The sequence below is a fragment of the Pseudomonas flavocrustae genome, assembly GCF_029872515.1.
GTDB lineage: Bacteria > Pseudomonadota > Gammaproteobacteria > Pseudomonadales > Pseudomonadaceae > Chryseomonas > Chryseomonas aestiva.
Genome location: NZ_JAPDIQ010000005.1, coordinates 154855 through 181712, shown reverse-complemented (window position 1 = coordinate 181712; position 26858 = coordinate 154855). Strand labels below are relative to the sequence as shown.

23 protein-coding genes are annotated in these 26858 nt (G+C 67.4%); 11 read left to right on the top strand and 12 right to left on the bottom strand.

Translation table 11 applies throughout. The features are described from left to right. Positions 1 to 260: 260 nt before the first annotated feature. The 3 genes from OMP44_RS13200 to OMP44_RS13190 all read right to left on the bottom strand — a co-directional run bounded on the left by OMP44_RS13200 (position 261) and on the right by OMP44_RS13190 (position 3180). Positions 261 to 839 carry a YceI family protein gene (locus tag OMP44_RS13200; RefSeq protein WP_059313566.1) on the bottom strand — a complete coding sequence of 193 codons (579 nt, stop codon included), beginning with the start codon at positions 837 to 839 and terminating at the stop codon, positions 261 to 263. Positions 840 to 874: 35 nt separating this feature from the next. Further along, the gene (locus OMP44_RS13195) at positions 875 to 1429 is read right to left on the bottom strand and encodes a cytochrome b (RefSeq protein ID WP_280308763.1); all 555 of its coding nucleotides are present in this window, start codon (positions 1427 to 1429) and stop codon (positions 875 to 877) included. Positions 1430 to 1602: 173 nt separating this feature from the next. Beyond that, complete coding sequence (locus tag OMP44_RS13190) at positions 1603 to 3180, bottom strand: flavin monoamine oxidase family protein (protein ID WP_187980356.1); 1578 nt, start codon at positions 3178 to 3180, stop codon at positions 1603 to 1605. A 173-nt stretch (positions 3181 to 3353) separates the two neighbouring features. Here OMP44_RS13190 and OMP44_RS13185 point away from each other — a divergent pair, with 173 nt between their 5' ends. From OMP44_RS13185 to OMP44_RS13175, 3 genes are all read left to right on the top strand, one after another. Next, positions 3354 to 4754 (top strand): adenosylmethionine--8-amino-7-oxononanoate transaminase, encoded by a 1401-nt coding sequence (locus OMP44_RS13185; RefSeq protein WP_133861439.1) that lies wholly within the window; start codon positions 3354 to 3356, stop codon positions 4752 to 4754. Positions 4755 to 4767: 13 nt separating this feature from the next. Next, complete coding sequence (locus OMP44_RS13180) at positions 4768 to 5496, top strand: 16S rRNA (uracil(1498)-N(3))-methyltransferase (RefSeq protein ID WP_273860882.1); 729 nt, start codon at positions 4768 to 4770, stop codon at positions 5494 to 5496. Between the two features lie 64 nt (positions 5497 to 5560). Further along, the gene (locus OMP44_RS13175; protein WP_280308758.1) at positions 5561 to 6220 is read left to right on the top strand and encodes an HAD-IA family hydrolase; all 660 of its coding nucleotides are present in this window, start codon (positions 5561 to 5563) and stop codon (positions 6218 to 6220) included. On the opposite strand, the gene OMP44_RS13170 is transcribed toward OMP44_RS13175, so the two are convergent. From OMP44_RS13170 to pilG, 8 genes are all read right to left on the bottom strand, one after another. Next, positions 6217 to 6684: a chemotaxis protein CheW gene (locus OMP44_RS13170; RefSeq protein WP_007161686.1), complete on the bottom strand. Its 468-nt coding sequence runs from the start codon at positions 6682 to 6684 to the stop codon at positions 6217 to 6219. The genes OMP44_RS13175 and OMP44_RS13170 overlap by 4 nt on opposite strands. A gap of 11 nt (positions 6685 to 6695) precedes the next feature. Next, entirely contained in the window at positions 6696 to 7715 is a 1020-nt protein-coding gene (locus OMP44_RS13165) for a chemotaxis protein CheB (protein WP_273860884.1), read from the bottom strand. After that, on the bottom strand, positions 7708 to 14853 hold the full coding sequence (locus tag OMP44_RS13160; protein WP_280308753.1) for a hybrid sensor histidine kinase/response regulator: 7146 nt from the start codon (positions 14851 to 14853) through the stop codon (positions 7708 to 7710). Before OMP44_RS13160 ends, OMP44_RS13165 begins: the two co-directional genes overlap by 8 nt. Before the next feature lie 11 nt (positions 14854 to 14864). Further along, positions 14865 to 15713 (bottom strand): CheR family methyltransferase, encoded by an 849-nt coding sequence (locus OMP44_RS13155; RefSeq protein ID WP_273860886.1) that lies wholly within the window; start codon positions 15711 to 15713, stop codon positions 14865 to 14867. Positions 15714 to 15774: 61 nt separating this feature from the next. Further along, positions 15775 to 17805, bottom strand: coding sequence for a methyl-accepting chemotaxis protein (locus OMP44_RS13150; RefSeq protein WP_280308746.1), 2031 nt, complete (start codon positions 17803 to 17805; stop codon positions 15775 to 15777). A gap of 161 nt (positions 17806 to 17966) precedes the next feature. Next, positions 17967 to 18503, bottom strand: a complete 537-nt coding sequence (locus OMP44_RS13145; RefSeq protein ID WP_273860888.1) for a chemotaxis protein CheW — start codon at positions 18501 to 18503, stop codon at positions 17967 to 17969. 49 nt (positions 18504 to 18552) lie between these two features. Continuing rightward, entirely contained in the window at positions 18553 to 18918 is a 366-nt protein-coding gene (gene pilH / locus OMP44_RS13140; protein ID WP_007161680.1) for a twitching motility response regulator PilH, read from the bottom strand. Between the two features lie 40 nt (positions 18919 to 18958). Beyond that, entirely contained in the window at positions 18959 to 19366 is a 408-nt protein-coding gene (pilG, locus tag OMP44_RS13135) for a twitching motility response regulator PilG (RefSeq protein WP_007161679.1), read from the bottom strand. A gap of 220 nt (positions 19367 to 19586) precedes the next feature. Between pilG and gshB the strand changes: the two genes are divergently transcribed. The 7 genes from gshB (at position 19587) to OMP44_RS13100 (ending at position 25393) form a co-directional block, all read left to right on the top strand. After that, positions 19587 to 20537 (top strand): glutathione synthase, encoded by a 951-nt coding sequence (gene gshB / locus OMP44_RS13130; protein WP_133861447.1) that lies wholly within the window; start codon positions 19587 to 19589, stop codon positions 20535 to 20537. A gap of 103 nt (positions 20538 to 20640) precedes the next feature. Further along, entirely contained in the window at positions 20641 to 21519 is an 879-nt protein-coding gene (locus OMP44_RS13125) for an energy transducer TonB (RefSeq protein WP_187980360.1), read from the top strand. Between the two features lie 55 nt (positions 21520 to 21574). Then, on the top strand, positions 21575 to 22144 hold the full coding sequence (locus OMP44_RS13120; RefSeq protein WP_280308728.1) for a YqgE/AlgH family protein: 570 nt from the start codon (positions 21575 to 21577) through the stop codon (positions 22142 to 22144). After that, positions 22141 to 22593 carry a Holliday junction resolvase RuvX gene (gene ruvX, locus OMP44_RS13115; RefSeq protein ID WP_280308726.1) on the top strand — a complete coding sequence of 151 codons (453 nt, stop codon included), beginning with the start codon at positions 22141 to 22143 and terminating at the stop codon, positions 22591 to 22593. The genes OMP44_RS13120 and ruvX overlap by 4 nt, the downstream gene beginning before the upstream one ends. 2 nt (positions 22594 to 22595) lie before the next feature. Further along, positions 22596 to 23105 (top strand): bifunctional pyr operon transcriptional regulator/uracil phosphoribosyltransferase PyrR, encoded by a 510-nt coding sequence (pyrR, locus tag OMP44_RS13110; protein ID WP_133861451.1) that lies wholly within the window; start codon positions 22596 to 22598, stop codon positions 23103 to 23105. A gap of 15 nt (positions 23106 to 23120) precedes the next feature. Then, positions 23121 to 24119 carry an aspartate carbamoyltransferase catalytic subunit gene (locus tag OMP44_RS13105; RefSeq protein WP_133861452.1) on the top strand — a complete coding sequence of 333 codons (999 nt, stop codon included), beginning with the start codon at positions 23121 to 23123 and terminating at the stop codon, positions 24117 to 24119. Then, entirely contained in the window at positions 24116 to 25393 is a 1278-nt protein-coding gene (locus OMP44_RS13100) for a dihydroorotase (RefSeq protein WP_280308724.1), read from the top strand. Before OMP44_RS13105 ends, OMP44_RS13100 begins: the two co-directional genes overlap by 4 nt. 50 nt (positions 25394 to 25443) lie before the next feature. Here the strand turns inward: OMP44_RS13100 and OMP44_RS13095 are convergent, their stop codons facing one another. Next, a complete protein-coding gene (locus OMP44_RS13095; RefSeq protein ID WP_133861454.1) occupies positions 25444 to 25848 on the bottom strand; it encodes an NINE protein in 405 nt (134 codons plus the stop codon). Positions 25849 to 26282: 434 nt separating this feature from the next. Between OMP44_RS13095 and OMP44_RS13090 the strand changes: the two genes are divergently transcribed. Further along, positions 26283 to 26840, top strand: a complete 558-nt coding sequence (locus OMP44_RS13090) for a C40 family peptidase (protein ID WP_133861455.1) — start codon at positions 26283 to 26285, stop codon at positions 26838 to 26840. Positions 26841 to 26858: the final 18 nt, after the last annotated feature.

Here is a 26858-nt window from a genome sequence, read left to right as displayed (position 1 = left end):
CAAATATACTTACGTTCACGACTGTTTGTAAATAACCCAAGCGCCTTACTCGGGTATCTCGCCGGCGACTCCGACGTCTCGTGAAAACGGCTATGCCGATAAAAGTCAGGCCAGTGCGACCGACCTCGGTAGCAGACCATGAGGCGGGAGGCGAGTTCTGCCGGGAAATCCCGGTGTCGCCTGCCTCGTCGGCAAAAACGACCAGGCATAAAAATGCCGGACGAATCCGGCATCTTTGGTTACAACCTGCGGGCGTCCCGTTACTGGCGCACGCCTTCGAAGGACAGCATGAATTCCACTTCCTGGGATTTCGGGCCGAGGTCCTTCTGGATGTTGAAGTCCTTGAGCTTGAGGGTGGTGGTGCCCTCGAAGCCGGCGCGGTAGCCACCCCACGGGTCCTTGCCCTCGCCCATGAAGTGGGCCTTGATGGTGACCGGCTTGGTCACGCCGTTCAGGGTCAGGTTGCCGGTGACGTCGGCGGTGCCATCGCCGGTGGGGGTGACCTTGGTCGATTCGAAGCTGGCCTGGGGATGGGCGGCGACGTTGAGGAAGTCGGCGCTGCGCAGGTGCTTGTCACGCTCGGCGTGGTTGGTGTCGACGCTGTCGGTGTTGATGGTCACCTTGACCTTGTCGGCGGACGGATCCTTGGCATCGAAGCTGAAGTTGCCGTCGAAGTCCTTGAAGGTGCCGTACAGCCAGCTGTAGCCCAGGTGCTGGATGCGGAACTGGATGAAGGCGTGCTGGCCCTGCTTGTCGATCTTGTAGTCGGCGGCCATGGCCTGGCCAGCGCCCAGCAGAGCGGTACCCAGGGCCAGGGCGGCAACGGTTTTCTTCAGCATTGGATGGAGCTCCAGGTGGTGGTGGGAAGCGAACATCAGGAAGGAGTGTGGACCCGACCGAGCATGCGGACCAGGGTACCGTCGCGGTCGACGAAATGGTGCTTGAGCGCGGCCACCACGTGCAGACCGGCCAGGACGATCAGCGTCCAGGCGAACCAGAGGTGGATCTTGCCGGCGGTATCGGCCTGATCCGGCAGGCCGCTCAGGGTCGCCGGAACCTTGAACCAGCCGAAGACATCGATGGCCACGCCATCGGCGGTGGAGATCAGATAGCCGGCCACCATGACGCTGAGCATCAGCCCATAGAGCAGGAAGTGCCCGGCACCGGCGGCGCGGCGCACCAGGGGGCTGCCCTCCACCGGCGGCGGCGGACTGACCAGGCGCCAGAGCAGGCGCAGCACCAGGGCGATCAGCGAGAGGATGCCGGCGCTCTTATGCAGTTCGGGGGCGGTGTGGTACCAGGTGTCGTAGTAGTCCAGGGTGCGCATCCACAGGCCGGAGGCGAACATGGCGACGATCGCCAGGGCCATGACCCAATGCAGAACCAGACTTACCAGACCGTAGCGAAGGCCATCGTTGCGCCAGTGCATCGCTTTTCTCTCCTGAAAAAGCTTTGCCTAAGCCTAGCCGCAAACGTATCGATGGAAAGCGGAAAAAGTATCGAATCAATATCGAAGGAATCGATGGATCGGACGGCGCGCGAAGGCCCCGTCCGCTCCGACCCAGACGCTGCGCGATGGCAGCGCCCGGGCTCAGGCAGGGATCAGAACGACCAGTGGAACAGCTTCCAGAAGAAGCCGTGCTCGCCACTGTCCTTGGCCGGCGCAGCGGCGGCGGCCTTGGGCGCAGCAGCCGGCTGGGCAGCGGTCTTGGCACTGGCCACGACCGGCACCACGGCCTTGCCGGCCTTGAGATCGCGGACCTGACCGGCAGCGCGCTGACCGCTGGCCAGGGCGCCTTCCAGGGTGCCCGGATGCAGCGGATCGGTGTGCTCGCCGGCGAAGATCACCCGGCCGGCGGGCTTTTCCCACAGCCGCCAGTAGCGGGTGATCTGGCCCGGACCATAGGCCAGGTAGGCACCGCCCACGCCCGGATCGCGGCTGTAGCGACGGACTTCGTAGCCGGAGAAGGCACCCCGCGCCTTGGGGTAGAAGGCGTGGAAGCGGATCAGCACCTGATCGACCATCTGCTTGTCGCCAAAGGCCTGCACCAGACGCGCGCTGTCACCGGCCAGGTTAACCAGCACATTGGCGCCGCCCTTGACGTCCGGCTCCACCCACAGCATGCCCAGGCCCTGGTCGCTGTAGATCTCGCCGCTCATGCGCGACTTGCTGTCCCACACCGGGGTCTTGAACTTGAGCAGGATCTGGTCGCGCCAGCCATAGGTGGTGCCCTTGATCGCCGCCTGCTGGGTAGCATCCAGCGCCGGGGTCATCTGCACCTGGCCGAGGGCGCGCAGCGGCACCGCCATCACCACGTAGTCGGCCTTGTAGCCGGTGGCACCGGCCTTGACCACGACACCATCCTTGTCCTGGACGATGCTGGAGACCTTGTTGTCAGTCTTGATCGTCTTGATCTGCTTGACGAAGGCCTGGGCCAGCACCTCGCTGCCACCGGGCAGACGGGAGGCGCGCAGGTCCTTGTCGTCGACGCCGCGATAGACGCGGGTCTGCTGGGCCAGATAGAGCAGCGACAGCCGCGAGGGCTCGTCGTAGCGGACGCGGATGCGCTGGTTGATCAGCTGGCGCGCCACCGGCGGCAGATTCTGCTTGTCCAGCCAGGTGGCGGCGTTGATCTGGTCGAGGGCGTGCAGGGTCGGGGTGGCGGTCGGCTGCAGCGGATCGCTGATGGCGGCAGCCAGATCGTCCAGGGACTTGTCGACGCGTTTGAGGGCATCGGCCACGGCCGGCATCTTCTGCGCCAGGTCTTCCTGGGAAAAGTACTGGCCTTCGATCAGATAGCCCGGGGTGCGCACGAAGGACGGCGCGTCCACGGTCTTGAGCTTGAAGGTGTCCAGGTAGTGGTTGAGCACCGGCTGGGCCTTGGTGTCGCCGATCCATTCGCTGGAGGCGAGACCGGAACGACCGCCGACGCGCGCGCCGGCTTCCAGCAGGGTCACGTTCCAGCCGGCCTGCTGCAGTTCATAGGCCGAGGCCAGACCGGCCATGCCGGCACCGACCACGATCACCGAGGGACCACTGGGCGCTACGGGTGCCGCGGTAGCCTTTTCCGGCGCCTTGTGCGTCTCTTTATGGGCCTTCTCGGCAGCGCCTGCGCTCAGGCTGGTAGCGAATACGCCGGCTGCCAAGCAGACGGTAAAACCTGTCCAACGCGACGACATCTTTTCTAGACTCCTGGGACCGGGAAACGGCGGTGGCGCAGCATACGCCAGCGGCCCCGGGGCAACCAGACGGCGCCATGACCGGCAATCGGCCCGCGCCTTGCTCCCGTCGCGCGCCCTGGCTTAGGCTTGCGCCCCCTTTTTATCGCCGGGCCCGCCGCCAGGAGACGCCAATGACCAATCACGACTGGATGCGCCGTGACCTGGAGGTGCTCTGGCACCCCTGCACCCAGATGAAGGATCACGAGCAGCTGCCGGTGATCCCGATCCGCCGTGGCGAAGGCGTCTGGCTGGAGGACTTCGACGGCAAGCGCTACCTGGATGCCGTCAGTTCCTGGTGGGTCAATGTCTTCGGCCACGCCAATCCGCGCATCAACGAGCGCATCAAGGCCCAGGTCGACCAGCTGGAGCACGTCATCCTCGCCGGCTTCAGCCACCAGCCGGTGATCGAACTGTCCGAGCGCCTGGTCGCCCTGACCCCGGCCGGCCTCGACCGGGTGTTCTATGCCGACAACGGCTCCTCGTGCATCGAGGTGGCCTTGAAGATGAGCTACCACTACTGGCGCAACGTGGGCCAGCCGGAAAAGCGCCGCTTCGTCACCCTGACCAACAGCTACCACGGCGAGACGGTCGCGGCCATGTCGGTGGGTGACGTGGCGCTGTTCACCGAGACCTACCAGGGTCTCTTGCTGGACACCCTCAAGGTGCCCAGTCCCGATTGCTACCTGCGCCCCGAGGGCATGGACTGGGAAGCGCATTCGCGGCAGATGTTCGCGCACATGGAGCGCACCCTGGCCGAGCACCACGCCAGCGTCGCCGCGGTCATCGTCGAGCCGCTGATCCAGGGCGCCACCGGCATGCGCATGTACCACCCGGTCTATCTGCGCCTCCTGCGCGAGGCCTGCGATCGCTATGGCGTGCACCTGATCCACGACGAGATCGCCGTGGGCTTCGGTCGCACCGGGACGATGTTCGCCTGCGAGCAGGCCGGCATCCGTCCGGATTTCCTCTGCCTGTCCAAGGCCCTCACCGGCGGCTACCTGCCGCTGGCCGCCTGCCTCACCACCGATGCGGTCTACCAGGCCTTCTACGACGACTACCACACCCTGCGCGCCTTCCTGCATTCCCACAGCTACACCGGCAATCCGCTGGCCTGCGCCGCCGCCCTGGCGACCCTGGACATCTTCGCCCAGGACGACGTCATCGAGGCCAACAAGCCCCTGGCCCGGCGCATGGCCGAGGCCACCGCGCACCTGGTCGATCATCCCCACGTGGGCGAGGTGCGCCAGACCGGCATGGCCCTGGCCATCGAGATGAGCGCCGACAAGGCCCGCCGTACGCCCTACCCCTGGCAGGAGCGCCGCGGTCTCGCCGTCTATCAGCACGCCCTCTCCCGTGGCGCCCTGTTGCGACCCCTGGGCAACGTGGTCTACTTCCTGCCGCCCTATGTCATCACCCCCGAGCAGATCGACTTCCTCGCCGAGGTGGCGAGCGAAGGCATCGAGCTTGCCACCCGCACCTCGGTCAGCGTCGCCCTGAGCGACCTGCACCCCAACCACCGCGATCCCGGCTGATCTGGAGTCCGCCATGCGTCTAACCCGCTGCCACCTCGACCTGCCCCTGGCCCTCGGCCACCTCGACCTGCCCGAGGCTCAGGCCCACTACCTGGGCCGCGTGCTGCGCCTGGCGCCGGGGGATGCCATGCAATTGTTCGACGGCAGCGGCCGCGAATACCTCGGCCAGGTCACCGCGGTGGGCAAGAAGACCCTCAGCGTCGAGCTGACCGAGGAACTGCCCGGCCAACCCGATTCGCCGCTGCGCATCCACCTCGGCCAGGGCCTGTCCCGCGGCGAGCGCATGGACTGGGCGATCCAGAAGGCCACCGAACTGGGCGTGGCCGAGATCACCCCGCTGGTCAGCGAACGCTGCGAGGTGCGCCTCAAGGATGAACGCGCCGACAAGCGCCTGCAGCACTGGCGCCAGGTCGCCATCAGCGCCTGCGAACAGTGCGGTCGCTCCACGGTGCCGCTGATCCATCCGCCGCAGCTGCTGGCCGACTGGCAGGCCGGGCTGGACGCCGATCTCAAGCTGGTCCTGCACCCGGTGGCGGAGCCTCTGGAAAGCCATGCCCGCCCCACCCGCCTGGCCCTGCTGATCGGCCCGGAAGGCGGCCTGAGCGAGGCCGAAGTCACGGCCGCCCGCGCCGCTGGTTTCCAGCCGGCCCGCCTGGGACCGCGGGTGCTGCGCACCGAGACCGCCCCGGTGGTGGCCCTGAGTGTGGCCCAGCAACTCTGGGGTGATTTCCAGACCCCCTGATCTGCCCGCGGGCCGCTGCCCACGGCGGTCCGTCCCTTCCCCACGGATAGTTTTGGAGCCCCGGATGACCCTGCCCTCTCGCCCCTACGCCGCCTTCCTGTTCGACATGGACGGCACCCTGCTCACCAGCGTGGCCTCCGCCGAACGCGCCTGGAGCACCTGGGCACTCGGCCACGGCCTCGATCCGGCGGACGTCCTCGCCGTGATGCACGGAGTGCGGGCCGTGGAAACGGTGCAACGCTTCGCTCCGGCGGGCGCGGACATCGACGCCGAGACCCGCGCCATCACCGAACTGGAGATCGCCGACGTCGCCGACATCCAGGAAATCCCCGGCGCGGCGGCCTTCCTCGCCAGTCTGCCAACCGGCAGCTGGGCGCTGGTCACCTCGGCCTCGCGCCGGCTGGCGGAAGTGCGGCTCGCCGCGGCCGGCATGGCCCTGCCGCCGGTGATGATCTGCGCCGAAGACGTCACCCAGGGCAAGCCCGCGCCGGACTGCTTCCTGGCGGGTGCGCGCAAGCTGGGAGTGGCGATCGGCGACTGCCTGGTGTTCGAGGATGCCCACGCCGGCTTTGCCGCGGCCAAGGCGGCCGGCGCCGATGCCGTGGCCATCACCGCGACCCATCGCCAGCCGCTGGACCTGGGGCTGCCGACCCTGGCGGATTACCGCGGAGTCGCTGTCAGCCTGGATGAAAACGGCAAGATACGCCTCACCCGGCAGTCCTAGAACACACCAGCAGCGGCCAGCCGTTCTTCTACGCCGATCAGATCGGGAATGCGCGCCGTGCCGCCTTCGTAGGCCACGGCGCCCAGCTCCAGGGCGGCCAGGGGCACCTCGGCGGCGACCAGCTCCGGGGTGATGCGCAACGAGCGCGGAATGCTGCGGATCAGCAGCGCCAGGAAGCGCACCCGCTCACGCCCACCCAGGGCGTTGAGGATGGCCACCCGCGCATGGCGATCGCCATCGAATTGCGCGGCACTGCCGCTGGACAGCGCTTCGAAACTGATCAGCGGCAGGCGCAGATCGCGCCAGGCGACCTGGCCCAGGCACCAGTCCGGCTGCACCGGCAGCGGCCGGATCTCGCGACAGGGCACCAGCTCGGCGACCGCCGCGTTGGGCAGCAGCAGGGTACGATCGGCCAGGGTCAGCAGCAGACCGGTCAGGTGTTCGGCGGGAGCGGCGGTCGACATGGGGAATTCCTTTAGCTTCGCTGCTCGGCCAGGCGCGCCACCAGGGCTTCGGCCAGGCCGCGGGGATCGGCGGTAAGGGTCGCAAGACCCGATTCGCGCAGGCTTTCCGGCATGCTCGGGGCGATGCAGGTGCTCGCCGACTGGGTCCAGAGCGTGCCACCGCGACGCCGCACATAGGGCGCCGAAGCGGTGCCGTCGTTGCCCATGCCGCTGAAGACGATGACCCCACAGCGCGCGCCGAAGTGCTGCGCCAGATTGAGCATCATCTGGCTGATCGACGGCGTATAGGGCTCGGGCCAGGCGCGCTCGACGATGTCCAGGGCACCAGAGGCGCGAAAGGTCAGCTCCTGCTGGGTCGGCACCACCACCACCTCGCCGCAGCGTACCGGCTCACCCGGGCGCGCGCCCTGGATATGCCATTGGCTGTGCCGGCCGACCGCGCGCAGCAGGCTGGCGGCAAAGCCGTCGCCGATGTGCTGGGCATAGAGGAAGCCGACCGGCAGACCGCCCGGCAGGGCATCGAGAAAGGCCTTCACCGCCGCCGGACCGCCCAGGGACGCGGCCAGCAACCAGACCTCGGGGGCCGGATCGCCGGCTGGCAGCGGCAGATTGGCCAGGGGTTCCGGCAGGGTCAGGCGCGGCGGTCGCGGCTGGTCCTGCAGCAGGGTTTCCAGGGCCGGGCCGACCGCCGCCACCGGATCGCCGATCAGCCGCTTGAGCTTGCCGATCAGGCGCTTTTCCCACTGGGTGAAGGGGTCGGTGAAACGCTCGGGAGCCTGGCCTTCGCCGAACAGGATGGGCACCTCGGCCCCCTCCAGCAGCGCGTCCACCAGTGGCGACTCCTCCGTCTGGCTCAGGTCGATCAGCCACAGGTCGGTCGCGACCGTGGGCCAGGCCGCTTCGTCGAAGCGCTCCGGATCGCTGTTGAGGACGACGTGATAGCCATTGTCGGCCAGCACCTGCTGCAGCACGTGGCGCTGCAGCGGACTGTCGGCCAGGATGGCGACGCGGGCGGTGTGCATCTCAGTCATCTTGCCTGACCAACCGATGGATGTGGGCCAGGAGTTCGCTCTCCTGGTAGGGCTTGCCCAGGTATTCGTTCACGCCCAGGCTCAGCGCCCGCTCGCGGTGCTTTTCCCCGGTTCGGGAGGTGATCATCACGATCGGCAGGTCCTTGAGGCGCGGGTCATGGCGCACCAGGGTCGCCACCTCGAAGCCGTCCATGCGTGGCATCTCGATGTCCAGCAGCAGGATGTCCGGCTGCCGCTCCTGCAACTGGGCGATGGCATCCACCCCGTCCTTGGCGGTGAAGACTTCCATGCCGTGGCGTTCCAGCAGGCGGCTGGTGACCTTGCGCACCGTGACCGAATCGTCCACCACCATGACCAGCGCCGGCCGGGTGACCTCGGCCACCGTGGCCGGGCCCTGCGCCAGCCGGGCGAGCTCTTCGCCGCTGGCGCGCTGGCTGCGGATCATCGCCAGCAGGTCGAGAATCACCACCACGCGCCCGTCCCCCAGCAGGGTGGCACCGGACAGGCCCGGTACCCCGGCGAATTGCGGACCGAGGCTCTTCACCACGATCTCCCGCGAGCCGGCCACCGCATCCACCTGCACGGCGACCGCGTATTCGGCGGAACGCACCAGCACTACCGGCAGCGGCAGGCTCTGGCCGCTCAGCTTGGGCTGCTGGCCGTTGTTGAGCAGATGGCCCAGGTAGCGCAGGTCATAGTGCTGGCCGCCGTATTCGAAGGTCGTCGCCCCCGGGCGGTAATAGCGCTCGAGATCGGCCGCGGTCACCCGCACGATACCCTCGATGGTGTTCAGCGGCACGGCATAGAGGTCATCGCCGGCATGCACCATGAGCGCGCGGTTCACCGACACGGTGAACGGCAGGCGGATGGTGAAGCGCGTCCCCTCGCCCGCCACGCTGTGGATGTCCATGTTGCCGCCGAGTTGCTTCACCTCCTGGTGCACCACGTCCATGCCCACGCCCCGCCCGGAAATCTGGGTGACGGTCGGCGCCGTGGAGAAGCCGGATTCGAGGATGAACTGCAGCAGGTCCTGATCGGTGAGTTGCGCGTCCTCCGCCATCAGGCCGCGCTCGATGGCCTTGCGGCGCACCGCGGCCAGGTCGATGCCCCGGCCGTCATCGGCCAGGGTCAGGATGATGTCGCCGCCTTCACGGCGCAGATCCAGGCTGATCACGCCCTCGGCCGGTTTGCCGGCGCGCTGGCGCCCGGCGGCGTCCTCGACCCCGTGGTCGATGGCGTTGCGCAGCATGTGCTCCAGCGGCGGAATGATCCGCTCCAGCACCGTGCGGTCCAGCTCGCCTTCGGCGTTGTCGACGCGCAGCTCGATCGGCTTGTCCAGTTCGGCGCTGACCTGGCGTACCACCCGGTGCAGTCGCGGCACCATGCGCTCGAAAGGCACCATGCGGGTCTGCATGAGGCTTTCCTGCAACTCGGTGTTGACCCGCGCCTGTTGCAGCAGCAGGGTCTCGGCATCGCGATTGCGCTGGCCCAGGGTGTTCTTCAGATCCAGGAGGTCGGAAGCCGATTCGAACAGCGCCCGGGACAGCTGCTGCAGCTGGGAATAGCGATCCAGCTCCAGGGGGTCGAAATCCTCGTAGCCGGCGCGATCCACGTCTTCGTGGTGGCGACTGATGATCTGCGCCTGGGTCTCGGTATCCAGCCGGCGCAGCTGATCGCGGACCCGCTCGATGGTGGCTTCCATCTCGCCGAGGGTGGTACCGATGTCGCTGACCTGCTGTTCGACGCGGCCGCGGAAGATCGAGGTCTCGCCCGCCAGGTTGACCAGCTGTTCCAGCAACGCGGCCGGTACCCGCACCAGTTCCTGGGAAGAGCGCCGCTGCGCCGCCTGCTGGCGGACCTGCTGCAGGCGCTGCACGAACGGCAGCGGCGCAGCCGCTGGCGCAGGCGTCTCGGCCGCCACCATGACCGGTGCCGTGGTACTGGTCGGCTCAGGCGATGCGGCGAACGGGCTCGCGACGCCGGACTCGGCGTCTGGGCCTGGCGTCTCGTCATCCCCGGCCAGGTCCGCGGCCGCCGGCAGATCAGACTCGATCGCGACTTCGGCTTCGGCTTCGGCTTCGGCTTCGGCCGTCTCGACCGGCACCGGGGACGTACTCGCCGGAGCGGCGGCCGGTAGTGCCAGCTGGGCGACCGCCAGCTGCAGTCCGTCGACCCCCTGGGTCGCCAGGGCGCGTACCCGCTCGCGATCGTCCTCGCTCAATCCCACGGCGAGCGAGCGCAATTCCGCCAGTTGCTGTTCCAGCTCATGGGCCTGCTCACCCAGGCCGTGCAGACCGGCCAGGCGCGCACCACCCTTGAGGGTATGCAGGCAGCGCAGCAACTCGTCCACCGCCACGTCGGGCGCGGCCGGCCAGTTCGCCAGGGCCTCGTCCATGCTGACCAGCAGGTCCTGGGCTTCCTCCATGAAGATTTCGAGGATTTCCGCATCGGTGTCGGCGTCGAAGACCGGTGCGGCAACCACGGGCGCGGCCGTCACGCCGGCCGCCAGCGGCTCGCCGCGGTAGTCACGCAAGGCCTCGATCAGGTCGCCAGCCGGCGCCGAAGCCTGCCCCTGGGCCAGGGCTTCGAGTTGTTCGTGCAGACGATCGTGGCAGCGCTGCAGCAGACTGCCCAGGTCGGCACCGGGCTTGATCCTTCCCCGCGCCAGACCCTCGTAGAAGGCCTCCAGGGCATGGGCCAGATCGCCGATGGCATCCACCTCGGCCAGGCGCGCACCGCCCTTGAGGGTATGCAGGTCGCGCAGCAGGGATTCCAGTTCGAGACTGTTGTGCGGTTCGGCTTCCCAGGCGCGCAGCGAGTTCGCCATGCTGTCGAGCAGGTCGCGACTCTCTTCGATGTAGATGGCCAGCAACTCGGCGTCGGGTCCCTCGTCCGACTCCGGCGCGGCGGCCAGGGGCGTCGGCGCACACAGCGACGACTCCGCAGCCGTCGGCTGGTCCGCGATGGCTTCGCCGAGCTCAAACTCGCCTGGGGTAGACCCGGCGGCGTCCGACCCCAGCCGTTCATCGAGATGGCCGGTACGGATGCGCTGCAGGCGCTCGACCTGCTCGCCATGCTCACTGACCGGGTCACCCGCCGCCAGCTCTTCGAGCTGCGCGGCGAGGCAGCCATGGGCGTCACGCAGGGGGTTGCCCAGTTCGGCGCCACCGGCGAGACGGCCATCGAGCAGGCCTTCGTAGATGGCGTCCAGCTCCGTCGCCAGACGCGCGACCGGCATCACCCCGGCGAGATGGGCGCCGCCCTTGAGGGTATGCAGATCGCGCTGCAGGGTGCCAAGGTGGAAGCGCTGCTGCGGCTCCACCAGCCAACGCTTCAGGGCCCGGTCGGCGCTGTCCAGCAGATCCTGGGCTTCCTCGAGGAAGATCAGCTGCATCTCCGGATCGACGGGCTCGGCAGCCTCGGGCTCGACCTCGACGGCATCCGCCGGCTCGCTGTCCACCAAAGGTGGCAGCAGCTCTTCCGGCTGATTCAGCGACTCCAGCTCAGGCTCGGCTTCGGCTTCGGCTTCGGCTTCGGCTTCGGCTTCGGCTTCGGCTTCGGCTTCGGCTTCGGCTTCGGCGGGCAATTCGACGTCCAGCGCCAGCTCGGGTGCGACCGGCGTGGCCGTTGCCGGATCGAAAAGCTCTTCGGGTTCGGGCTCGGCCAGCAGATTGGTGGCAGCCATTGGCAACCCGGCGAGAATGCCGGCCAGCAGGCCGCGCAGGCCCTGTATCCGCTCTTCGCTCGGCGTGGCCCGCATGCCACCGGCCAGCTGGTTGAGCATGCTGATCAGGGCTTCCTGGGCCTCTGCCGCTTCGCGGAAGAAGGCCTCGTCGGCGGGCAGCGAACCGCTCGCCGCGGCGGCATAAACCACCTGCAGCGCTTCAGCGAGTTGCTCGACATCGGCCAGTCCGACCCGGGCGGCCCCATCGGCAAAGGTATTCAGCCGCTCGGCCAGCAGGTCCGCGCAGGCCGCCTGGTCACCACCGGTCCGCCAGGCATGCAGGCGCTCATCGGCCTCCAGCAACAGGTCCATTCCGGGCATCAGGAAATCGGTCAGCCGCAGGAAGTCACGCTGCTCCGGCAGCGGTGCCTCGGGCAGCGGCAACTGGGGATCCAGCTCCTCCAGCAGCGCTTCGCAGGACGAGATGACGTCCGGCGCGCCTGCCAGCGGCGTTGCCAGCGCCCCTTCGTCGAGTTCGCCCAGGCGCTGCTCCAGCAACTCGGCACCCCGGGCCAGCAAGGCGCACTCGGGTTCGGCGAAGGCGACATGGGCGAGCTTGTATTCCTTGGCCAGCCGTTCCAGCGCGGATGCCAGCTCGGCCATCGGCGAACTGCCCGCCATATGGGCACTGCCCTTGAGGGTGTGCAGGGCACGCAGCAGATTGTCGGAGACCGGCTGGGCACTGCCGGCTTCGGACTGCTCGAGAAAGCGGCGCACGGTTTCCAGGTGCGCCTGGGCCTCGGTGCGGAAGATATCCAGCAGCTGGGTATCGGCTTCGGCGGCGACGGGTGCCGCGACCTCAGGCTCAAGCACCTCCGCTTCGGGGAGCGTCGCCGACGCGGAGGCGGCTGCGCTGCCCGGTGAGGTACGCTCGGGCAAGGCTTCGTTACGGGCCAGCGCATGAGCGGCGTGGGCCAGCCAGTCGACGTCGTCACGCTGCCGCTGACGATTCTCGGCGTACTCCTCGACCAGCTCCGGCAGCAGGGCGCAGGTCTGCTCGACCACCGTCTGCAGGGCGGTGCTGTGGGCGACGCTGTGGTCCAGCCGGCGATTGAACAGATTTTCCAGGGCCCAGGCCAATTCGCCGATGACCAGTGCCTGGACCATGCGGCCACTGCCCTTGAGGGTGTGAAAATTGCGCCGCAATTCACTCAGGGCGGTGCGCTGCTCGGGCTCGGCCTCCCAGATCGGCAGCCAGCGTTCCAGCTCCGCCTGGACCTCGCCGGCCTCTTCGATAAAGACCTCGCGCAGTTCGTCCTCGACCGGCTCGGCGTCGGCGGCGGGCGGCAGCAGCGCTTGCGGCACCTGCGCTGCCGGGGGGTTGATGGGACTGACCGGCGCGGCCAATACCTCGGCGATCACATCGGCATCGGCATCGGCGGTCGCCAGCGACAGGCTGTCCGCCTCGCTGTCGGCCAGCAGCGCCTCGGGTTCGTCATGCGCGGGCGCGGTCTCGCCGAGCGGCTCGTCATCCGCCCCCTCGGCCGCCGCGTCTGCCTCCAGAAGATCGGCGGTCAGCGACGCTTCCGCTGCGGTTGGCTCGAGTTCGGCAGGGGAGGCTTCGCCAGCCGCTGCAGGCTCCTCGACCGGCAGGGCGGTGAGTTCCAGCGCCTCTTCGTCCACTGGTTCCGCAACCAGGGGCTGGTCTTCCGGCAGATCCAGATCCAGAGCCGGCGTCGCGACCTCGCCGGAGGCCAGGGGCGCTGCCGCCGCCTCGCCGTCGCCAGCCGCCCTGGGCGGATAGCCGAGGGCGATGAGACTCTCGTCGGCGATGTCGAGGATCATGTCGTGGGGCGTGGAGGGATCTTCCGCCAGGCGCTCCAGGTAGTACTCGACGCTGGTGATGGCGTCGGCCAGGGTGTCCAGGCTCTGCCAGTCCGGCACGGCCTGCTTGCCCAGCAGCTGCTGGCAGATGTAGTCGTTGGCCGCCTGCACCTGGCCCGCGGCCCGTTCCAGCGGGATCATCGCCAGGCCGCCACGGACCTGGGTCAGCAACAGGGGCACCGACTCCAGGTGGACATGGTTCCACTGGGAGGCGATGAACTCGATGATGGCATCCTTGGATTGCTCCAGGCCATTGCGCGCCTCGCGCACCACCACCCGATGCAGCTGATCGATGTCGGTGGTGGGCAGCCGGCTCTCTTCGGCATCGCCCACCTCGTTGCCGCTGACCATGCCGGCCAGGGTGGCTTCGACATAGAGCAGCGCCCCGGCGATATCCATCAGGGCGGCGTCGCTGGCCTCGCGCACGCCCTCGGCCAGTTCGGCGACGGCTTCGTGCTGTTCGAGCACCACCTTGCGCGGCTGACCGAAGCCCAGCACCGCCAGGGTATCGGCGATCTGCTTGAGCGGGGCCAGCAGACCGCGCAGGCTGGCGGGCTGCTGGCGATCGCTGCGCACGAAGAGGTCCAGGCTGTCCTTGATCTGCACCAGCTCTTCGCACAGCGCGGTCACCACCGAGCGCATGGCTTCGCGATCCGGACCGACGATGCGTGAGCGTTCGAAACCCACCAGCTCGGCATCCGGCAGGGCCTCGTCGAGGCGATAGTGCGCCTTGAGTGCGGCGATGCGCGGACTCTGCACCGGCGCCTTGGCCAGGTAGAACAGCAGATTCTTCAGCAGATCGGCCGGCGCCGGCTGGTTGAGGGTGGTCACCCCATCGCTGATGAGTCGCTTGAGTTCGCGATCCAGTTGCCGCAACAGGCCGCGGATCGAACTGCTGTTGTCCAGCTCGCCGGCCTGCAGCAATTCGGTGAGGCCTGCCGCCACCGGCCAGAGTGCGCCAAAGGGCGAACCGGCGCAGAGCTGGTCCAGGCGCTCGAACACCCGCAGCAGGTAATCCAGGTGCAGCTGGACATCGCGGTCGCGGAACAGCCCGACCTGGGCGCCCTGCAGCGCCTGGCGCAACTTGCGCAAGCGCGGCAGCCAGTCCGGCGCGGCGCGGTCGGCCAGTTCGGCGTCGCTCAGCGACAGCGGCGTGGCGGAGAGATCCGGAGAGAACAGGCTGGTCTCGGAGAGCAGCTTCTCGCCGCGCGCCGAACGCAGGTCGTTGAGGAGTGGCAGGATGGCCAGAGGCAGATCGCGGCGGGCTTCAAGAACCCGATCCAGATAGGGCGGTACCTGCAGGATGGCCTGCATCAGCACTTCCAGCGCCTCGTCGGAGCTGTTCACCCGCTCTTCATGGAGGGCCTGCAGCAACAGCTCCATCTCTTCGGCGAGCAGCGCGGCGCCGTAGAACTCCACCATCTGCAAGGTGCCGTAGACCTGATGCACATAGGTCCGACAAAAACCCAGGCGGCTACGGTCGTGCGGGTTGTCGACGAACGCCTCGAGCGCCTTGCGGGCCTGCTGCAAGGTTTCGGCGATCTCTCCCTTGACCCACTCGAGGGCTACGTAGTCGTGTCGATCGATCATCTCGGCTCCTGTCATGCCGGGTGGTCCAGCTGGCGGGTGAACGCCAGGACTTCGGGATGATCGACGGGTATCAGTTGCGGGTGGCTCCAATTGCTCACCTCACCGACACCCAGGACCAAGAGCCCACCCGGTGCAAGCCGCTGGACCAGCTGGTTGAGCAGGTCTCGACGCAGCCAGCGGCGGAAATAAATCAGCAAGTTCTGACAAAAAATGACGTTGAGCCCCTGCAAGGGGGCCTGGCCCAGTTCCAGCACATTGAGCCGGGCAAAGCACAGTCGCTCCATCAAGCCGGCGGCGACCTCGAAGTTGCCATCGCTGCGCGGACGAAAATACCGCTCGCGCAGGGCGGGCGGCACCCCGGCCAGGCGCTGCAGGCTGTAGGTGCCCTGCCGCGCCTGGCGCAGGGCTTCGCTGCTGATGTCGGTACCGGTCAGGGCGAACGTCAGCGGGCGCGTCTGCCGCGTGAGCACTTCGGCGGTGCTGATGGCCATCGAAAAGGCTTCCTCGCCACTGGCACACCCCAGGCTCCAGAGGGTCAGGCTATCGCCCTCGGCGGTCTTGGCGAACTCGTTCACATAGGTTTCCAGCAGCGCGAAGGACGGCGGATGGCGAAAGAAGCGGGTGGCCTGGATGGTCAGGCGGTCGAGCAGCCGAACCCATTCGATGCGCCCGCCGATGCCGGCGCAGACGACCTGGTAGTAGCTGTCGTAGTCCGCGATCGTCAGTTCGCGCATGCGCGCGGCCAGCTGGATCTGCAGAAAGCTGCGCTGGCGATCGTCCAGCACCATGCCGGCGCGGGTTTCCAGCAACTGTCGCCAACGCTCGAAGTCCGCATCCGGCAGCTCGGGAGCACGGCGCAACGCCCAACTCGACTCCCCCACCCCGTCTCCCCCTCGCCACACCACGATGTGGCCGCTGTGTTCAGCCCAGCGGCTGCTCGTTCGGCAGATTGAAGCCCGAAACCGAACGCCGCATCTCGCTGGCCAGCTTGGCCAGCTCGCCGATGCTGCGCGCGGTGGCGGTGGTACCGGTCGAGGTCTGCGAGGTGATCTCCTGAATCACGTTCATGGTGCTGGAGATGTGGCTGGCGGACGAGGACTGCTGGCGCGCGGCGTTGGAGATGTTCTGAATCAGCCCGGCCAGGCTCTGGGAAACCTTCTCGATCTCTTCCAGGGCCACACCGGCGTCCTGGGCCAGGGCGGCCCCGCGTACCACTTCCGAGGTGGTCTGCTCCATGGAGATGACCGCTTCGTTGGTGTCGGTCTGGATCGCCTTGACCAGGGCCTCGATCTGCTTGGTGGCGCCCGAGGAACGCTCGGCGAGGCGCTGGACCTCGTCGGCGACCACGGCGAAGCCGCGGCCGGCGTCACCGGCCATGGAGGCCTGGATGGCGGCGTTCAGGGCCAGGATGTTGGTCTGGTCGGCGATGTCGTTGATCAGGCCGACGATGTCGCCGATCTCCTGGGACGATTCGCCCAGGCGCTTGATCCGCTTGGCGGTGTCCTGGATCTGCTCGCGAATGCTGTCCATGCCGATGATGGTGTTGTGCACGACCTGGTTGCCCTTGTTGGCAATGGCCACGGAGCGCTCCGCCACCGCGGTGGATTCGGAGGCGTTGGTGGATACCTGGTCGATGGACACGGCCATCTCGTTGATCGCCGCGGAAGCCCCGGCGATTTCCTGGGCCTGGTGTTCCGAGGCCTCGGCCAGCACCGTGGCGGTGTCCTGGGACTCCTGGGCGGCGGCGGCCACCTGGACAGCGGTCTGGTTGATGGTTTCCACCAGTTCGCGCAGCTGGTCGATGGAGTAGTTGATGGAGTCGGCGATGGCGCCGGTGAAGTCTTCGGTCACCGTGGCCTGCACGGTCAGGTCACCGTCGGCCAGGTCGGCGATCTCGTCCAGCAGGCGCAGAATGGCGGTCTGGTTGCGCTGGTTCTTCTCGTCGGTCTCGGCCAGGCGGCGGCGGGTGTCGCGGACCAGGATATAGCCGATGCAGAGGATGGCGCCGAGGGCGATGAACACCAGCAGGTAGCTGCCCACGGTGTTGATCTTGCGGCTCTGGGCCAGGGAGGCATAACTGCCACTGAGGTCGGAGGCGGAACCGAGCAGCGCCTGGGAGCCGCGATAGATCAGGCCCACGGCGGAACGGATCTGCAGCAGCTCGGGTGAGGTGGCGAGAATCTCGTCGACGTTGCCGGAGACGAATTCGAACAGCTTGTTGGCTTCGTTGAGGCGGCCGACCGCCTCGGGGTCGGTGATCTTGGTGATGCCCATGGAGGCATTGCCTTCACGCATGGCCTTGAGCACCCGGCCGAACAGGCTGGCGTCGCGACCAAAGCTGTCGGCAGCCTGCACAGCGGCTTCGTCGCCGGTGAGGATCTTGTTGATGGCGCCGAGGATTCGCTCGGCGAGCAGTGCCTGACGCTGGGCCACCACCACCTGACTGGCGGGCGCGCCGCGCTCGATCAGGATGTCGACGATCTCTTCGTTCTCGACCTGCAATTGGGGAATGGTATCGGCCAGGGCGCCGGACAGCTGGTGCAGGGACAGCACGGTCTGCTCGCTGCCGAGCATGCTGTCGACCTGCTTGCGCTGGTTCTCCCACTGGGACTCCAGGGTATCCAGACGCGGACCGAGGATCGCCGGCGAAGGCGGCAGGCCGGTCTGCGGATCACCGCTGCGCAGGATGTTCAGGCGGCGCTCGAACTCGGCACGCGCCTGACGCAGGTCCTTGAAGGCCTCGGCCTTGCCGGTGGCGGCCTCACTGGCGCTCTTGGCCAGCTGCTGCGAGAGGATGCGCAGCTCGGTGGCCTGGCCCTGGTACTGGTTGTCGTAGTTGGTCTGGGTGCCCAGGTACGCGAAGTTGGCGAACAGCAGCACGATCGCGACGATCAGCACCACGAACATGCCCGCGACCCACGCGTTGAGTTTCCCGGTATTGAGTTTGTTCATCAGCGGCCCCCGCCTGGACCTTGGTTCCTTTAGTTCTATCCTTGTCGGACGCCAGACCGGTTCGCTTGAAGCCGGTGTTCGGCGCCCTACCCCCACCCGTCGGCGACGGCTCCTGCCATCCCGACCCCGATCCGCCTTGCAGCGTCCGGACGTCTGGCGACCTAGGCCGCGACGTCCATGAATTCGGGATGCTCGACCAAGGCGCGCGGGCTGCAGACCAGCCAGGGCACGTCGCGTTGGAAGACACCTTCCAGAAAGAAGTGCAGGCCCGACGGCACGCTGTCGGCGTGCTCGCGATAGGCCTCGATGTCGAAATGCTGCATACCCAGGACTTCGTCAACCGCCAATCCGACGAAGAGGTCGCCATGGTCGACGATCAGGATCCGCCGCTGTTTGCGCAGGGCCTGGATCTTCACGCCGAGGAACTGCCCCAGGTCGGCGATCGGCAGCAGGCGACCGCGCACATTGGCTACGCCCTTGAGCCATGGCTTGACGCCGGGCAGAGCGGTGAAACGCGGCTCCGGCAGAATCTCGCTGACCTCGCCCATGGGAATCACGAAGCGCAATTCACCGAGACGAAAGCCGATGCCACTCCAGCTGCGCTGGTTTTCCTGTTGCGCCGGCAGACCGGCTGCCCGCTCGCGGCAGCGCAGATCGATCAGGCGCAAGAGCTCGTAGGGCGTGGAGGCGTCGCTCATAGGATTCCCTGCCCAGTGGGGCGCTGCCGCGAGAAACGGACGAAAGACCTCAGCCTTGCAGGACACCCGCCAGGGTGCGCAACAGGGTGTCTTCGTCGATGGGCTTGGTGAGGTAGTCCTTGGCGCCCTGGCGCTTGCCCCAGACCTTGTCGGTTTCCTGGTCCTTGGTGGTGACGATGACCACCGGGATATGGCTGGTCTCGGCATCCTTGGTCAGCTGCCGGGTCGCCTGGAAGCCGTTGAGGCCGGGCATGACGATATCCATCAGGACCGCGTCGGGCTTCTCCTGGCGGGCCAGGGCGACGCCGTCGGCGCCGTTCTCGGCCTTGAGCACCTGATGACCATGCTTTTCCAGCATGGCGGTGAGCTTGTACATCTCGGTGGGAGAGTCGTCGACGATCAGAATTCGAGCCATGAAAATTTCCTACTAGATAGAATCGCCCGCCTCAGGACACTCAGGACGCTTGTTCGAGCGGAGTGAAACTGGGGACGTGGGTCTTGATCGCACCGATCAGCTCTTCTTTGCTGAAGGGTTTGGTGAGGTACTGGTCAGAGCCGACGATGCGGCCCTTGGCCTTGTCGAAGAGTCCGTCACGGGAAGAGAGCATGATGACGGGCGTCGCGCGGAAGGCGCTGTTGTTCTTGATCAGCGCGCAGGTCTGATAGCCATCCAGTCGCGGCATCATGATGTCCACGAAGATGATGTGGGGATGACTATCGGCGATCTTGGCGAGCGCATCGAATCCATCGATGGCAGTGATGACTTCGCAGCCAACTTTCTTGAGCAGGGTCTCGGCGGTCCGACGAATCGTCTTCGAGTCGTCGATCACCATGACCTTCAGCCCTTCCGAATACTGTTCCATGTTCAAGCTACCAGCTCATCGTCGATGCAACGTGAATGATGTCGATCCGGGCACTTTGGCGGCGCCTCTTTGTAGCACACAATACCGTGACGTACCACGCAGATCCCCTGGTGGCGGACCACCGGCCCGCCCACCACGACGATCGCGCAAGCATTGGCACTGAAGGGGATCGAAGGGCTATTCTGACGCCTTGCCCACGTAGAACCGAGGTCTAGCGTCAATGAGTATCCGTCTGGGGATCGTCATGGATCCCATCGAACGCATCTCCTATAAGAAGGACAGCTCCATGGCCATGCTGTGGGCGGCCAAGGCGCGCGGCTGGACCCTGCACTATTTCGAGATGCAGGACCTGTACCAGGTCGATGGCGAGGCCCGCGGTCGCGGTCGGCAGCTGGACGTGTTCCAGGATCCGGAGCGCTGGTTCGCCTTTGGCGAAGACGTCGACCTGCCGCTGCGCGAGCTGGACGTGATCCTGATGCGCAAGGATCCGCCCTTCGACAACGAATTCGTCTATGCCACCTACCTGCTGGAGCAGGCCGAGCGTGGCGGCACGCTGGTGGTCAACCGTCCCGCCAGCCTGCGCGACTGCAACGAGAAGTTCTTCGCCACCCTGTTCCCCGAGCTGGCGCCGCCAACCCTGGTCAGCCGCCGCGCCGACATCATCCGCGAATTCGCCCGCACCCACGGCGACGTCATTCTCAAGCCGCTGGACGGCATGGGTGGCAGCTCGGTGTTCCGTCACCGCGAAGGCGACCCGAATCTTTCGGTGATCCTCGAGACCCTGACCGCCCACGGTACCCAGCAGATCATCGCCCAGCGCTATCTGCCCGGTATCAAGGACGGTGACAAGCGCATCCTGATGATCGACGGCGAACCCGTGGACTATTGCCTGGCGCGCATTCCGGCCCAGGGCGAGACCCGCGGCAACCTGGCCGCCGGTGGCCGCGGCGTCGCCCAGCCGCTGTCGGCACGGGACCGCGAGATCGCCGCGACGGTGGGTCCGGAATTGCGCAAGCGCGGCCTGCTCTTCGTCGGTCTGGACGTGATCGGCGAGCACCTGACCGAGATCAACGTCACCAGCCCGACCTGCATCCGCGAGATCGATGCGGCCTACGACACCCGCATCGCCGAACGCCTGATGGACGTGATCGCGCAGCAACGCGCGGGCTGAGGCGCGCGTCCATGCCGCCCGCGGCGGCATGGACAACCGCGGATACAATCCGCAGACTGGCGCCAGCCCTGCCGCGCGTCCTCTGCCCTTGCCGACCCAGTCAATGCCCAGCACCGCCTCCTCCCCCGCCGCCCAGGTTCGTCCCGCCGACCGCCTGGGCTTCACGCTGCTCATCGCGACCCTGCTGCACGTCGTGCTGATTCTCGGCGTCGGCTTTTCGCTGCCCGAGCCTACCCAGATCAGTCGCACCCTGGAGGTGACGCTGGCCAGCTTCAAGAGCGACGAGGCGCCCAAGCAGGCCGACTTCCTGGCCCAGGAAAATCAGCAGGGCAGCGGTACGCTGGACAAGGCGGCGGCGCCGAGCACCCCGGTGCAGGCGCCTTTCCACGACAGCGAGATCCGCCAGGCCGCGCCTCCGGCTCGCCCGCCGGCGGCGGATCGCGCCCAGGCGCCCAAGGCCGCGGTGACCACCCGCGCCGCGCGGCCGACCAAGGCCGAACCCAGTCGCGAGACGCCGGAGCGGGAGCAGCGCGATGCGCCCAGCCCCGAGTCCGACAGCCAGGCCGCCGAACTCGCCAGCCTGGAAGCCCAGCTCGCCGAGGAACGCCAGCAATACGCCAAGCGGCCGAAGATCTGGCGGATCAATGCCGCCTCGACGCAAAAGGACAAGGGCGCCCGTTACAAGGAAGAATGGCGGCGCAAGATCGAACGCATCGGCAATCTCAACTACCCCGAGCAGGCCAAGCGCGACCGCCTCTACGGCAGCCTGCGTCTGCTGGTGGCCATCAACAAGGACGGCTCGCTCTACGAGGTCCAGGTGCTGGAGTCCTCGGGACGCCAGGTGCTGGACCAGGCGGCGCTGCGCATCGTCCGGCTGGCGGCACCCTTCGCTCCCTTCAGCGGCGATCTGGCCGACATCGACCGGCTGGAGATCATCCGCACCTGGCGCTTCGAGCGTGGCGACCGCCTGTCCAGTCAATAGTCCGGGACGCCGTTGGACTTGAAGCCGGACCGCGCAACCGGGAAACTTGCCGGTCATGAAGCCGACCTCCAGCACCACCCTACAGCACCAGCTCCTGATCGCCATGCCGCAGATGGACGATCCCCATTTCGCCGAGACGGTGATCTACCTCGTCGACCACGGCCCGGATGGCGCCATGGGCCTGGTGATCAACCGCCCCAATGGCCTGCACCTGGACGACCTGCTCGAACAGCTGCGCCCTGAGATACCGGTCACCCAGGAAGATGCCCAGGTCGCGCTCTATGCCGGTGGCCCGGTGCAGGCCGATCGGGGCTTCGTCCTGCATGACGCCGGCCCGGTGTTCCAGAACACCCTGGAACTCGAAGAACTGAGCCTGACCACCTCGCCGGACGTGCTCTTCGCCCTCTCCGACGGTACCGGCCCGAGCCGCCACCTGATCACCCTCGGCTACAGCGGCTGGGGCCCCGGCCAGCTGGAAGAGGAACTGGCGGCCAATCTCTGGCTCACCACCCCGGCCACCAGCGCCCTGCTGTTCGAGACGCCGAGCGAGCAGCGCCTCGGCGCGGCCGCCGCCCTGCTGGGGGTCGACCTGCGGCTGCTCTCGCGTCAGGCGGGTCACGCATGAGCGCGCCCAGCGGGCTCTATCTGGGCTTCGACTATGGCAGCCGCCAGATCGGCGTCGCCGTCGGCCAGGCCGTGACCGGCCAGGCCCGTGAACTGCTCACCCTCAAGGCGCAGAACGGCGCACCCGACTGGCAGCAGATCCAGCGCCTGCTGGACGAGTGGCGCCCCACCGCCCTGGTGGTCGGTCTGCCACTGAACATGGACGGTACGCCCAGCGAGATGAGCGAGCGCGCCGAACGTTTCGCCCGCCGCCTGCAGGGACGCTACGGCCTGCCCGTGCATACCCATGACGAGCGCCTCACTACCTATGCCGCCAAGGGCGAGCGCCTGCAGGGCGGTCAGCGCGACGGTTATCGCGAACGCCCGGTGGACGCCCTTGCCGCCGCCCTTCTCCTGGAAGGCTGGCTGACCCAACAACTGGAACGGGCCGCGCGCCCGCAATCGGAGTAGCCATGCACCTGCCCTCTCCCGCCGAGCTCCTGCCGCGGCTGGCCGCCGACCTGCGTCTGTCGCTGAATCGCCGCGGCATCACCGATCCCGGCTTCGTCGGCATCCACACCGGCGGCCTCTGGGTCGCCGAGGCCCTGCTGGCCGAACTCGGCCTGGACACCCCGCTGGGCAGCCTGGACGTCTCCTTCTACCGCGACGACTTCACCCAGAAGGGCCTGCACCCGCAGGTGCGCCCCTCGGCCCTGCCGTTCGAGATCGATGGTCGCCACCTGGTGCTGGTGGACGATGTGCTGATGAGCGGTCGCACCGTGCGCGCGGCGCTCAACGAACTCTTCGACTATGGCCGTCCCGCCAGTGTGACCCTGGTCTGCCTGCTGGACGTCAATGCCCGCGAATTGCCGATCCAGCCCGACGTGGTGGGCGCCACCCTGAGCCTGGCCCCCACCCAGCGCGTCAAGCTGACCGGCCCCTCGCCGCTCGCCCTCGAATACCGCGACGTCCCCGCCGCCTGACCTGGATTCGCTGCCATGACCGACGCTACGCGCTCGCTGCAACTCAACGCCCAGGGCCAATTGCGCCATTTCCTGTCACTCGACGACCTGCCCGCCGAACTCCTCACCGAATTGCTCGATACCGCCGACTCCTTTCTGGAGGTCGGAGCCCGGGCGGTGAAGAAGGTGCCACTGCTGCGCGGCAAGACCGTGTGCAACGTCTTCTTCGAGAATTCGACCCGCACCCGCACCACCTTCGAGCTGGCGGCCAAGCGGCTGTCGGCGGACGTCATCACCCTCAACGTCTCCACCTCTTCCACCAGCAAGGGCGAGACGCTGTTCGACACCCTGCGCAACCTGGAGGCCATGGCCGCCGACATGTTCGTGGTGCGCCACGCCGATTCCGGCGCCGCCCACTTCATCGCCGAGCACGTCTGCCCGGATGTGGCCATCATCAATGGCGGTGACGGGCGCCATGCGCACCCCACCCAGGGCATGCTCGACATGCTGACCATCCGCCGCCACAAGGGCGACTTCGCCAACCTCTCGGTGGCCATCGTCGGCGACATCCTGCACTCCCGGGTCGCCCGCTCCGACATGCTGGCGCTGCGCACCCTGGGCTGCCGCGACATCCGCGTGGTCGCGCCGCGCACCCTGCTGCCGGTCGGCCTCGAAGAGCTCTATGGCGTGCGCACCTGTACCGACCTGGCCGAGGGCCTGGATGGCGTGGACGTAGTGATCATGCTGCGCCTGCAGCGCGAGCGCATGCAGGGCGGCCTGCTGCCCAGCGAAGGAGAGTACTACCGGCTGTTCGGCCTGACCCGCCAGCGCCTGGCCCGCGCCAAGCCCGATGCCATCGTCATGCACCCCGGCCCGATCAACCGCGGCGTGGAGATCGAATCGGCGGTCGCCGATGGCGAGCAGTCGGTCATCCTGAACCAGGTCACCTACGGCATCGCGGTTCGCATGGCGGTACTGTCGATGACCATGAGCGGGCAGACGGCCCAGCGTCAGCTACAGGAGAATGCGCAGTGAGCCTGAGCATCCGCAATGCCCGGCTGATCGACCCGGCCACCGGTCTCGACCAGATCAGCGATGTCCATGTCGACCAGGGTCGCATCCTGGCCCTCGGTGAAGCGCCCCTGGGCTTTCAGGCCGACGAGCAGCTCGACGCCAGCGGCCTGATCCTGGCCCCCGGCCTGGTCGATCTGGATGTCGCCCTGTGCGAACCGGGCCTGACCCGCAAGGGCAATGTCGACAGCGAGACCCGCGCCGCTGCGGCCGGAGGCGTCACCAGCCTGTGCTGCCCGCCCACCACCCGTCCGGTGCTGGACACCACCGCGGTGGCCGAACTCATCCTCGATCGGGCGCGCACCGCCGATCACGCCCGCGTCCATCCCATCGGCGCCCTGACCAAGGGCCTGGCCGGCGAGCAGCTGTCGGAGCTGATGGCCTTGCGCGACGCCGGTTGCGTGGCCTTCACCAACGGCCTGCAGCCGTTCGAGAATCTGCGGGTACAGCGGCGCGCGCTGGAATATGCCGCCACCTTCGACCTCACCGTGGTCTTTACCGCCCTCGACGCCGATCTGGCCCATGGCGGCCTGGCCCATGAAGGCCCCACCGCCAGCTTCCTGGGGCTCACCGGCATTCCGGAGACGGCGGAGACCATCGCCCTGTCCCGCGATCTGCTGCTGGTGGAGCAGAGCGGCGTACGCGCCCACTTCGGGCAGCTGACCAGTGCTCGCGCGGTGGAGATGATCGCCGCCGCCCAGGCCCGTGGCCTGCCGGTGACCGCCGATGTGGCGCTCTACCAGCTGCTGCTCACCGACGAGGCGCTGCAGGGCTTTTCCAGCCTCTACCACGTCAAGCCGCCGCTGCGTACCGCGCGAGATCGCGACGCCCTGAGAGCCGGGGTGCGAGACGGCGTGATCGGTGCCATCTCCAGCCACCACCAGCCCCATGAGGCGGATGCCAAGCTGGCCCCCTTCGCCGCCACCGAGCCGGGCATCAGCAGTGTCGAACTGCTGCTGCCGCTGGCCCTGACGCTGGTGGAAGACGGCCTGCTGGATCTGCCGACCCTGCTGGCCCGCCTGACCCAGGGTCCGGCCCAGGCCCTGCGCCTCGACGCGGGCCGCCTGGCCAAGGACCTGCCGGCCGACCTGGTGCTGTTCGCCCAGCAGCCGACCGCCCAGGCAGCGACGCCCTGGCTGTCCCGCGGCCGCAACTGCCCCTTCCGGGGCCTCACCCTGGCGGGACGCGTCGAGCGCACCCTGGTGGGTGGCCGCACCACCTACCGGCGTGATGCCTGAATAGCAGAAGGGGCTCCGCGGAGCCCCTTCTGCTTGTCGCCCAACCGAACCTAGCGCACCAGCCGCCGGCGGTTCTCCTCGGAGATCTGCGAGTTGAGCGTCCAGAAGTCGTAGAGCACGCCCAGCAGGAAGAAACCCGCCGTAAAGAAATAGAGGATGGCGGTGATCCACTTGCCCAGGTAGAGACGGTGGACGCCGAAGAGGCCGAGAAAGGTCAGCAGGATCCAGCCGAGGCTGTAGTTGAGGGAGCCGGACTGGAAGCGCAGATCCGCCTCGCGATCCATGGCCGGGATCAGGAACAGATCGATCAGCCAGCCGATGCCCAGCAGGCCCAGGGTGCAGAACCAGATCGTGCCGGTGACCGGCTTGCCATAGTAGAAGCGATGGGCGCCGAGAAAACCGAAGATCCACAGCAGATAGCCCATGACCTTGCTGTGAGTGTCCTGATACCGCATGCCTACGACCTCGCGACTTAAGGAAAAGACCCGCCTTACCTACACCCTTACCTTCACCGTGACTTTATGTCGAAAACTGGATGAATGCCCAGGGAGTCTCACTGGTTGGCGCTCAAGGGACCTCACTTTCCGCTAAAAATTACATAATTTCTTGATGAGAGGTGCACAAAATATCCACAGGGTTGGTATAGAATCCCTCGCTTCGATCTTCAGACACCCCTACGACAATGCGTTTATTTCTTCTGACATGGCTCTCCGCCTGTCTTGTACTGCCAGCGGCAGTTCAAGCGAAAGAGAACTCTGCAGCGCGCACTGCCGCTCCGGTCCACAAGGTCGCAGCCCGGCATGTCACCGCCGCCTCAGCTCCCAAGACCGCCGCCCGGCACGCCTCCGCCGCTCCCGCACCCAAGACCGCCGCTCGCCGCGTCGCGAAGGTGGACCCTACCCAGGCCGCCTCCGCCGCCCGCGCCAAGCACGCCGCCCGCGCCACCAGCGCCCTGCACCGTAAGCAGGCCACCGCCCAGGCTGCCACCCGCAACGTCGGTGCCCAGGTCGCGACCCGCGCCATGGACCTGGTCGGTACGCCCTATCGCTTCGGCGGTACCAATCCGCAGAACGGCCTGGATTGCAGCGGCCTGGTGAACTACGTCTATCGCGACGTACACAACGTCAAGCTGCCGCGTACCTCCCGTGAGCTGTCCCAGCTCAAGGGCCCCAAGGTCGCTCGTGGCGATCTCAAGGCCGGCGACCTGGTGTTCTTCAAGACCGGTCAGCGCAGCGGCATCGATCACGTCGCCATCTATCTGGGCAACGATCGTTTCGTCCATGCCCCGCGCAGTGGCGAGAGCGTGCGCGTCGACCACCTGAGCAAGCCCTACTGGACCAAGAGGTTCGCGTCGGCCAAGCGCGTGCTGCAGCAGCCCAATACCCTGGCGGCGGAAACCGATCCCGTCGCGGACAAGCCGCGTACCAAGCGTACCCGCAAGTCCTGATCCCGCCCCTCGCTCCGC